The 9692-nt window shown below is 70.2% G+C and carries 12 protein-coding genes; 4 read left to right on the top strand and 8 right to left on the bottom strand.

Annotation, left to right across the window (positions count from 1 at the left end):
- Positions 1-188: 188 nt before the first annotated feature.
- The gene (locus tag AC1DX8_RS20835; protein ID WP_477631868.1) at positions 189-818 is read right to left on the bottom strand and encodes an alpha-ketoglutarate-dependent dioxygenase AlkB; all 630 of its coding nucleotides are present in this window, start codon (positions 816-818) and stop codon (positions 189-191) included.
- 108 nt (positions 819-926) lie between these two features.
- On the opposite strand from AC1DX8_RS20835, the gene AC1DX8_RS20830 reads away from it, so the two are divergent.
- Genes AC1DX8_RS20830 through AC1DX8_RS20820 form a run of 3 tightly spaced genes read left to right on the top strand, consistent with a single transcriptional unit; the run spans position 927 to position 3030 of the window.
- Positions 927-1352: a hypothetical protein gene (locus tag AC1DX8_RS20830; RefSeq protein WP_477631867.1), complete on the top strand. Its 426-nt coding sequence runs from the start codon at positions 927-929 to the stop codon at positions 1350-1352.
- A gap of 59 nt (positions 1353-1411) precedes the next feature.
- On the top strand, positions 1412-2251 hold the full coding sequence (gene recO / locus AC1DX8_RS20825; RefSeq protein ID WP_477631866.1) for a DNA repair protein RecO: 840 nt from the start codon (positions 1412-1414) through the stop codon (positions 2249-2251).
- Positions 2248-3030, top strand: a complete 783-nt coding sequence (locus tag AC1DX8_RS20820) for an isoprenyl transferase (protein WP_477631865.1) — start codon at positions 2248-2250, stop codon at positions 3028-3030. Before recO ends, AC1DX8_RS20820 begins: the two co-directional genes overlap by 4 nt.
- Positions 3031-3123: 93 nt before the next feature.
- Here the strand turns inward: AC1DX8_RS20820 and AC1DX8_RS20815 are convergent, their stop codons facing one another.
- The 6 genes from AC1DX8_RS20815 to AC1DX8_RS20790 are packed head-to-tail and all read right to left on the bottom strand — an operon-like array spanning position 3124 to position 7864.
- A complete protein-coding gene (locus AC1DX8_RS20815) occupies positions 3124-3543 on the bottom strand; it encodes a Fur family transcriptional regulator (protein ID WP_477631864.1) in 420 nt (139 codons plus the stop codon).
- Complete coding sequence (locus tag AC1DX8_RS20810) at positions 3540-4535, bottom strand: metal ABC transporter permease (protein WP_477631863.1); 996 nt, start codon at positions 4533-4535, stop codon at positions 3540-3542. Before AC1DX8_RS20810 ends, AC1DX8_RS20815 begins: the two co-directional genes overlap by 4 nt.
- Positions 4532-5392 carry a metal ABC transporter ATP-binding protein gene (locus AC1DX8_RS20805; RefSeq protein ID WP_477631862.1) on the bottom strand — a complete coding sequence of 287 codons (861 nt, stop codon included), beginning with the start codon at positions 5390-5392 and terminating at the stop codon, positions 4532-4534. Before AC1DX8_RS20805 ends, AC1DX8_RS20810 begins: the two co-directional genes overlap by 4 nt.
- Complete coding sequence (locus tag AC1DX8_RS20800; protein WP_477631861.1) at positions 5389-6306, bottom strand: metal ABC transporter substrate-binding protein; 918 nt, start codon at positions 6304-6306, stop codon at positions 5389-5391. Before AC1DX8_RS20800 ends, AC1DX8_RS20805 begins: the two co-directional genes overlap by 4 nt.
- 42 nt (positions 6307-6348) lie before the next feature.
- A complete protein-coding gene (locus AC1DX8_RS20795; protein ID WP_477631860.1) occupies positions 6349-6633 on the bottom strand; it encodes a DUF6703 family protein in 285 nt (94 codons plus the stop codon).
- A 34-nt stretch (positions 6634-6667) separates the two neighbouring features.
- Positions 6668-7864 (bottom strand): aminotransferase class I/II-fold pyridoxal phosphate-dependent enzyme, encoded by a 1197-nt coding sequence (locus AC1DX8_RS20790; RefSeq protein WP_477631859.1) that lies wholly within the window; start codon positions 7862-7864, stop codon positions 6668-6670.
- A gap of 92 nt (positions 7865-7956) precedes the next feature.
- On the opposite strand from AC1DX8_RS20790, the gene AC1DX8_RS20785 reads away from it, so the two are divergent.
- Complete coding sequence (locus tag AC1DX8_RS20785; RefSeq protein ID WP_477631858.1) at positions 7957-9348, top strand: glycine--tRNA ligase; 1392 nt, start codon at positions 7957-7959, stop codon at positions 9346-9348.
- A gap of 96 nt (positions 9349-9444) precedes the next feature.
- Here AC1DX8_RS20785 and AC1DX8_RS20780 read toward each other — a convergent pair.
- On the bottom strand, positions 9445-9692 hold a 248-nt coding region (locus AC1DX8_RS20780; RefSeq protein WP_477631010.1), incomplete at its 5' end, for an integrase core domain-containing protein.

Raw genomic sequence — 9692 nt, 5'->3', positions numbered from 1 at the left:
TACCCGGACAGCTCGGCCACCGACGCACACCGGTCGAGCACGGTGTGCACCTGACGCACCCCATCGGCTGCCGCGAGCGGCGGCGACGGGTGCAGGAGTGCGATGGCCATACCCCATCATATTCGAACACCTGTTCGAACGTCAACCCAGGAACCTAGCCAATTGCGGGCTCGGGTCGGCGAGGATGGTCAGCGCACCCCGCGCGGACGGAACTGGATCGAGATGCGCGGCCCGACCGCCTTGGTGGTCTTGGGGATGGCGTGGTCCCAGGTCCGCTGGCAGGAGCCGCCCATGACCACCAGGTCACCGTGGCCGAGGGAGAAACCCATCGAGGTTCCGCCACCCCGCGGACGCAGCATCAGCGACCGCGCGGACCCGACCGAGAGGATCGCGACCATCGTGTCGAGGTCCTTGGAGCGGCCGATCCGGTCGCCGTGCCAGGCCACCGAGTCGCGACCGTCGCGGTAGAGGCACAGTCCCGATGTCGCAAACGGCTCGCCGAGCTCCGCGGCATAGTGCCGGCTCAGTGCCTCTCGCGCCTCGGTGAGGGCGTGGTGGGGGAGCGTCTCGTCCTCGTCGTAGAACTTGAGCAGCCGGGGGACATCGACCATGCGCTCATACATCTCGCGGCGTTCCGCGTGCCACGGCACCTCGTGGTGGAGCAGCTCGAAGAGCGTGTCGGCCCCGGCCAGCCACCCGGGGCGGTAGTCCACCCAGGCGCCTCGGCTGAGCTGGGTGCGGTGCAGACCGTCGCCCAACGCCTGCAGCGTGATGTCGTCACCGGTGTCGAGCAGGGAGCCCTGGAATGCCGTGGACATGCGGCCACCATAGCCCAGATTCGAACAGGTGTTCTAGTCCCTGTCGACATGCTCTAGGGTTGGCTCGACCGTGGGCGGGTCCCGCGACGGGAGGAAGGGTCGAAGGCTGTGCTGACCACGTGGTCGCAGACCGCGCTGCTGGAGGTCCGGGTGCTGCCCTGGCGACCGCGCGCGCGGGTCATGAGCCCGGAGACCCTGCGCGAGGCCGCGGATCCCACGGTCATCGGGTTCGACGACCTGAGCGGAGTGGTCATCGGACTGGCCCTCTGGCTGGTGATCATCATCGCGGCGCCGGTCGTGGTCCTCCTTCTCGCCGTCGGGCTGTTCTCGGTCGAGCTCCCTGTCGTGGTCGTGCTGGCCGGGTTGCTGCTCGTCGCTCGTTTCGCCGGGCTCCTCCCGTGGACCGTGGTCGTCCTCGACGCCGTCACCGGTGGGGAGCGTCGCGAGACCTACCGGAACCTCCTCCGTGCACTGAGGCGGATCCGTGAGCTCAACGCCGACCGTCGCGTGGCGGTGCGCTGGGCCTGGACGTAGGCAACCCTCCGGCGGCACGGCATACCCGCTTCGAGCCTGCGACTTGCGACAATGGGGCCATGCCCCTGTACCGCGACGAGGGAATCGTCCTGCGCACCCAGAAGCTGGGTGAGGCCGATCGCATCGTCACGCTGCTCACGCGCGGACTGGGCAAGGTGCGGGTCGTCGGCAAGGGGGTGCGCCGCACCAAGAGCCGGTTCGGCGCCCGGCTCGAGCCCGCCATGATGGTCGACGTCCAGTGCTACGAGGGACGCAACCTCGACACCGTGACCCAGGCCGAGTCGCTGGCGTCCTGGGGTGACGTGCTGGCCCGTGACTACACCACCTACACCGCCGCCGCCGCGATGTTGGAGACCGCGGACCGGCTCACGGAGGAGCGCGAGCCCAACCTCCAGCAGTACCTCCTGCTCCAGGGTGCGCTGCGGTCGATGGCCGAGGGCCTGCACGACCCGGGGTTGGTCCTCGACGCCTACCTGCTGAGGGCGCTCGCGATCGCGGGCTGGGCACCGAGCTTCCACGACTGCGCCCGGTGCGGCGCGGAAGGTCCCCACCGCGCCTTCAACCTCGCGGCCGGTGGCACCGTGTGCCCGGTATGCCGTCCGGTCGGTTCCGCTGCGCCGGCGCTGGAGACCCTGTCGTTGCTGGCCGCCCTGCTCGCCGGCGACTGGGTCGTCGCCGACGCGTCGCAGGGACGGCACCGCAGGGAGGGCAGCACCCTGGCCAGTGCCTTCCTCCAGTGGCACCTCGAGAAGGGTGTGCGATCGTTGCGCCTCGTGGACCGACGAGACCCAGATGCCCAACCCCTCCTCGACTCCCGCGTGACCTGGGCGCCGGCGCCGCTCAGCGTGGTGGACAAGGTCGAGGCAGCGCACGCCGCCGCGCGGACGGCGCAGGCGTGAGCGCGGCATACCCCAAGCCGTTCGCCCACCCGAGCGGTGCCCAACCTCCCGCCCTGCCCAAGGAGCTCGTGCCTCAGCACGTCGCCATCGTCATGGACGGCAACGGTCGCTGGGCCAACCAGCGAGGGCTCCCGCGCACCAAGGGGCACGAGGCCGGTGAGGCCGCGCTGCTCGACGTGACGGCCGGCGCGATCGAGGCCGGGGTGACCCACCTGTCGGCCTACGCGTTCTCGACCGAGAACTGGAAGCGCAGCCCCGACGAGGTGCGCTTCCTGATGGGCTTCAACCGCGACGTGATCCGCCGGCGGAGGGACCAGCTCCACGAGTGGGGTGTGCGGATGCGATGGGTGGGGCGGCGCCCGCGCCTCTGGGGATCGGTCATCAAGGAGCTCGAGACCGCCCAGGAGCTCACCCGGCACAACACCGGGCTCACGCTCTACTTCTGCGTCAACTACGGCGGTCGCGCCGAGGTGGCCGACGCCGTGCAGCGGATCGCCGAGCAGGTGCAGCGCGGCAAGCTCAAGCCGGGCTCGATCGACGAGAAGACCATCGCGAGGTACCTGCCCGAGCCAGACATGCCGGACGTCGACCTGTTCGTGCGCAGCTCGGGGGAGCAGCGGACGAGCAACTTCCTGCTCTGGCAGAGTGCCTACGCCGAGCTGGTCTTCCAGGACACCCTCTGGCCCGACTACGACCGACGCCACCTCTGGGCCGCGATCCAGACGTATGCCGAGCGCGACCGCCGGTACGGCGGGGCGGTCGACCAGCCGACCAGCTGACCCTCCCCCACGAGCAACCTTTGCTAGCAAACCTTGCTCGTTGGGGGACAGGTTGCACCCTGTCCACCAAGGAGTTTCGTGTGCTAGCAAAAGTTAGGGAGTCGAGCAGGGGCCGCAGGTGCCGAAGATCTCCAGGGTGTGGTGGACGTCGGTGAACCCGTGCTCCGCGCTGACCTTGTTGGCCCACGCCTCGACGGTCGGACCCTCGACCTCCACCGTGCGCCCGCACACCCGGCACACCAGGTGGTGGTGGTGACCCGTCGAGCACGCGCGGTAGACGGCCTCGCCGTCGTCGGTGCGCAGCATGTCGATCTCGCCGTCGGCGGCCATCGCCTGGAGGTTGCGGTAGACCGTGGCGAGGCCGACCGTGTCACCCGCGTCGCGCAGGATCGCGTGCAGCTCCTGCGCTGAGCGGAACTCGTCGTTCTCGGCGAGGACCGCGGCCACCGCCGCGCGCTGGCGCGTGGGGCGACGGGTGCCCTCGAGGGTCGGGCGTTCACGGGTGCCGGTCATGGTTGCGCCGCCTCCTTGGCGTGAAGGCTCGAGTCGTGCTCGTCGTAGTGGCCCTCGTGCGGGGCGTGGCGGTGTCCGTCGTGGACGTAGTCCACGTGGTCGCCGTGGGCGACCGCCGGGTGGCCGCACTCCGGGCCGTGCTCGTGGTCGTGGCGCTCGGCCCGTCGGTGCTGGTGGGCGCGGGCGCGGGCGGCGGCGCCGGTGACGGTGGCCGCCACGACGAAGAAGCCGATGGCCAGCAGCACGATCGTCCCGCCGGACGGGGTCTCGGCGTAGAACGACGTGACCACTCCGCCCACGCTGGAGACGACGCCGACCGCCACCGCCCACCGCGTCGAGGCCCGGAAGCTGCGGCCGAGCAGCTGTGCCGTGGCGTTGGGGATGATCATCAGGGCGCTGATCAGCAGCAGGCCGACGACCCGCATGGAGACGACGACGGTGACGGCGGTCAGCACCGCCAGCGCGATGTTGAGCCCGGTCACGGGGAGCCCGCTCGCGCGGGCGTACTCCTCGTCGTTCGCGACGGCGAACAGCCACGGACGCAGGAGCCAGGTGCCGACGAGCACCACCAGGGCCAGGCCCGCGAAGACCCACAGGTCGCGCTGGTCGGCCGTCGTGATCGCTCCGAAGAGATAGGCGGTGAGGTTGGCGGGGCTGCTGCTCGGCGACTTGGCGATGATCACCACGCCTGCGGCGATGCCGCCGTAGAACATGACTGCGAGGGCGATGTCACCGCTGGTGCGCCCGCGCCCGCGGATGAGCTCGATGGCGACCGCCGCGGCGACCGCCGCCACGAGTGCGGTGAGGACGGGTGCCTGTCCGGTGAGCACGCCGACGGCTACACCGGCGAGGGCGACGTGGCCCATTCCGTCGCCGATGAGCGAGAGCCGTCGCTGCACGAGGAACACGCCCACCAGCGGGGCTGCGATGCCGACGAGGACCGCGGCGATGAGCGCCTGGCGCATGAAGTCGAGGGAGAGGAGCTCGCTCACGAGTGGACACCCCCGCGGGGGTCGAGTGGGCCGGCTGACGGTGCGCCGGGCAGCCTGGCCGAGCGGACCCGGTTCTCGTCATCGTGGTGATGGTCTACCGACGACGCGAACTCGCCTGTCCGGGAAGCGAACTCGTCGCGCGAACCATCGAAGACGAGGTGGCCCCCCTGGACCACCACGATCCGGGTCACGATGTCGGCCAGGGCCGCGAGCTCGTGCGTGACGATGACCATCGTGGTGCCCCGACCGGCGAGACGGGCGAGGACCGTGGACAGCACGTGCTGGTTGGCGGTGTCGACGCCCGCCGTGGGCTCGTCCATCAGCAGCACGTCGGGGTCGGAGGCGAGGGCGCGGGCGATGAGCACCCGGCGCTGCTGGCCGCCCGAGAGGGTGGCGACATCGGCGTGGGCACGGTCGCCCAGCCCGACGACGTCGAGGGCACGGTCGATGATCGCGGCGTCCTGCGACGACCTGATCACGGGCCGCCACCACCGGTGGTGCGACAGCCGACCCACGGCCACGATCTCGGCGACGGTGGCCCGCACCGAGGCGGACAGCGTGTGTCGCTGGGGTACGTAGCCGAGACGGGCGTGGTCGGAGAAGGACTCGCGCGGCTGGCCGAACAGCTCCACGTCACCGCCGAGGTGGTCGTTCAGGCCGAGCAGACCGCGCACGAGGGTGGACTTGCCCGAACCGTTCGGTCCCAGCACCGCGACCACCTCGCCCGGGTGGATCGCGAGCGTGGCCCCCGTGACGACGGCCTGGTCGGCGTAGCCGAAGGAGGCGTGGCGCAACTCGATGATGGGGGTGTCCGTGGTGGGGGTGTCCGTGGTGGGGGCGCCCTGGGCGGTCGTCATGAGCACTCCTGTCCGGCGCGCAGGACCTGCAGGTTGGCCCGCATCACGCTGGGGTAGTCGCGGCCCCGCGACGCGGAGGTGATGCCCTCGATGGGGTCGAGCACGGCCAGTCTCGCACCGGTCTCGCGGGCGAGGGTGCGGGCCACGTCCTCGCTCACCAACGTCTCGGCATACACGGTGCTCGCTCCTGTGTCGCGGATGTGGCGGGTCAGTTCGGCCATCGCGGCCGGGCTGGGTTCGGCGTCCGGGGTCAGGCCGGTGATGGCCTCCTGGTGGAAGCCGTAGGTCTGCGCGAGGTACCCGAACGCTGCGTGCGACGTGACGAGCTCGTCGACCGCGCACGACCGCAGCCCTGCTCGGAACTCCGCGTCGAGGGCCGTCATCGAGGCGCGGAAGGCCGCCGCGTTGGACCGGTATGCCGCGGCGTCGGCCGGGTCCCGCTCGGCCAGCCGGGCGGCGATGGCGTCCGCGACGTCGGCGTAGCGCAGCGGGTCGAGCCAGAAGTGGGGGTCCCGGGCGCCGTGTGCGGCGTGGTCCGCTCCCTCCTGGACGGCAGCCAGGTCGAGCCGGGCCGCGGGGGAGACGTCGAGCGCGGTCTGCTTCGCCTGCTGGTCGACCGCGGCGTCGACGGCCGGCTGGAAGTGGGCCTCGTAGACGACGACGTCCGCCCGGGCAACCTTGGCGACCTGCCGGGGGCTCAGCTCGAGGTCGTGCGGCTCGGCACCGGGTTTGGTGAGACCTTGGACGGCGACGTGCGGCCCGCCCACCTGTTCCACCGCGTACTGCAGGGGGTAGAACGCGGCGACCACCTCGAGGCGACCGTCGTCGGCGCCCTTCCCGCCGGCCACGCCACAGGCGGAGGCCAGGGCGATGGACACCAGGCCACTGAGCAGGCCGAGGGGGCGACGCGTCATGACAATCATTCTCAACTCAGATGAGAACGATTGTCAAAATCGTCAGCCGCGTGGCACCGCCTGGGTGACCGTGATGGCGACCGCGATGAGCAGCACCGCCAGGCGTCCGGAGCGGGCGCCGAGGTCGAGCGCCGGCCAGGCCAGGTAGAGGGTCCAGGCGAGGAAGGCCACCACCACGACCAGGAAGACCCAGCCCCAGCCCGGCACGAAGATCCCGGCCACCATGAGCGCGAGCACCGCGAGGAACGGGACGGCGCGCGGCACGCGGTTCAGGGCGTGGATGACGGGAAGGCTGGCGTCGGTGACGCGTTCACGCAGGGAGGACACGGCCGAAACCCTATGTGGTCGAGGAAAGCCGGTGTCAGCCGGCGTGGATCTGGGCGAGGACCGACGCGAAGCGCGGCAGGCTCGCCTCGATGGTGTCCATGGTGGCCGTGAGGCAGATGCGGAAGTAGCCGGGCGTCTCGAAGAGCCGTCCGGGCATCACCAGGACGCCCGCGTCCGCGAGGTGGGCCACGAAGGCCTCGTCGTCGGGCAGTGGTGACCGCGGGAAGAGGTAGAACGTGCCCTCGGGGGTGGCGACGTCGTACCCCATGTCGCGCAGGGCGACCGTCATCCGGTCGCGCTTGTCCTGCAGGTGTGCCACGTCGAGGGAGAGCGTCTCCAGGCGAGGGACGGCATACTGCATCACCGCGTTGGGGAACAGCCAGCCGGCCGCCACCTGCAGGCTCTCGACCGCGTCGATCACCTGGTCGGCGTCGGGCATCTGTGGTGGCAGGGCGAGGTAGCCGATCCGCTGGCCCGGGGCGAGCAGCGTCTTGCCGTAGCTGTAGCAGAGCACCGTGTGGGGATAGAACTCCGCGGGGCTGCGGAACCGCGCGCCGTCGAACACGATCCGGTTGTAGGGCTCGTCGGATATGAGGTAGATCCGGCGACCGTTGCGGGCCGAGGCGGTCTCCAGCAGGTCGGCCAGCGCGCGCAGTGTGGACTCCGGGTAGATCCGGCCGGTGGGGTTGTTGGGGGAGTTGACCACGACCAGCCGCGTGCGTGGCGTGATCGCGGCGGCGATCGCGTCCAGGTCGAGGTCGAACGTCTCGGCATCCACCCTGACCTTGACCGGCACCAACCCGGCCTCGAGGGCCAGCGCCTCGTACAGGAACCACGGCGGCAGGCTGTAGACGACCTCGTCCCCGGGATCGGCCAGGGCCTTCATCGACAGCGTGATCGCCCCGAACCCCCCGGTGGTCATCCTGATCCGGTCGGCCGTCCAGGGGAGGTCCACGACCTTCCGCAGCGAAGCGGCAGCAGCCTCCTGCGCCTCGACCAGGCTGAACTTGTAGGCGAACCACAGCTCGTCGCCCGGGACCGCAGCAGCGCGCAGCGCCTCGACGTACTCAGGGATCGGCATCTCGTGCGGGTCGCCGAAGGTGAAGTCGAGCACCCCCGGCTCGAGTCGACGCTCCTGGTACCCCGACTTCCTGGCGAACTCGAACAGCATCCGGAACGGGGCGGCGTCGCCGATACGGACGCTGCGCGCGGAGACGGGACGGTCGCTCACGGTGCCCCCTCGGACGGTGGGTGTGCCGTCGAGCGTAGGCCGCGCGGCATACCCCGTCGAGGGGCGAGCAGGCGCACAGTAGCCTTGCGCGCATGGCTGCACCCTCCACCGTCGACACCGTCGTCTCCCTCTGCAAGCGCCGGGGGTTCGTCTTCCCCTGCGGCGAGATCTACGGCGGCACGAGGTCCGCGTGGGACTACGGCCCCCTCGGGGTGGAGCTGAAGGAGAACATCAAGCGGCAGTGGTGGCGGTCGATGGTCACCGGCCGGGAGGACGTCGTGGGCATCGACTCCTCGGTGATCCTGCCCCGGCAGACCTGGGAGGCCTCGGGCCACGTCGCCACCTTCTCCGACCCGCTGGTCGAGTGCCTGTCGTGCCACAAGCGGTTCCGGGCGGACCACCTGCAGGAGGCCGTCGCGGAGAAGAAGGGCATCGACAACCCCGACGACGTCAGCCTCGCCGACGTCGCCTGCACGAACTGCGGCACGCGTGGCCAGTGGACTGAGCCGCGGCAGTTCTCCGGCCTGCTCAAGACCTACCTCGGTGTCGTCGAGGACGAGTCGGGGCTGCACTACCTGCGCCCCGAGACGGCCCAGGGCATCTTCCTCAACTTCCTCAACGTGATGAACTCCGCGCGCCGCAAGCCGCCGTTCGGCATCGCCCAGACGGGCAAGAGCTTCCGCAACGAGATCACGCCCGGCAACTTCATCTTCCGCACCCGCGAGTTCGAGCAGATGGAGATGGAGTTCTTCGTCAAGCCGGGCGAGGACGAGGACTGGCACCAGTACTGGATCGACGAGCGCACCCGCTGGTACACCGACCTGGGCATCAACCCCGACAACCTGCGGCACTACGAGCACGCCCAGGAGAAGCTCAGCCACTACTCCAAGCGCACCGTCGACATCGAGTACCGCTTCGGGTTCACGGGCAGCGAGTGGGGTGAGCTCGAGGGCATCGCCAACCGCACCGACTTCGACCTCAAGACGCACAGCGAGCACTCCGGCACCGACCTCGTCTACTTCGACCAGGCCAGCGGCGAGAAGTACACGCCCTACGTCATCGAGCCCGCGGCCGGGCTGTCGCGGTCGCTCATGACCTTCCTGGTCGACGCCTACACCGAGGACGAGGCGCCCAACACCAAGGGCGGCGTCGACAAGCGCGTGGTGCTCAGGCTCGACAAGCGCCTCGCCCCCGTGAAGGCGGCCGTGCTCCCGCTCTCGCGCAACGCCGACCTGTCGCCGAAGGCCCGCGACCTCGCCACCACCCTGCGCCAGCACTGGAACATCGACTTCGACGACGCCGGCGCGATCGGTCGCCGCTACCGCCGGCAGGACGAGATCGGCACGCCGTTCTGCATCACGGTGGACTTCGACACCCTCGAGGACCACGCCGTGACGATCCGTGAGCGGGACTCGATGGCCCAGGAGCGGGTGTCCCTCGACAAGGTCGAGGAGTACCTCGGCGGTCACCTCCTCGGCTGCTGACCGGTGGGCCGCTGGCGCCCCCTGCAGGAACCTTTGCTAGCAAACCTTCCGTGTTGGTGGACAGGTTGCACCCTGTCCGCCAGCGAGCAACCTTGGCTAGCTGTACTGACCTGACAGGTTGGTCAAGCGGGTGATGGGTGGCTTGTTCTCGCAGGCGGTGTGGGGTCGGTGGTGGTTGTACTCGTGGATCCATGCTGACAGGGCGGCTCGTCGCTCGGCTTCGGATTCGTAGCAGCGGGCGTAGCCCCACCCTTCGGCCATGGTGCGGTGGAAGCGCTCGATCTTGCCGTTGGTCTGTGGGCGGTAGGGGCGGGTCTTGCTGACCTTGATGCCCAGCTCGGCGC

The sequence above is a fragment of the Pedococcus sp. P2_A3 genome, assembly GCF_056405035.1.
The sequence above is the reverse complement of the archived record's forward strand: the minus strand, read 5'-3'. Positions and strand labels throughout refer to the sequence as shown.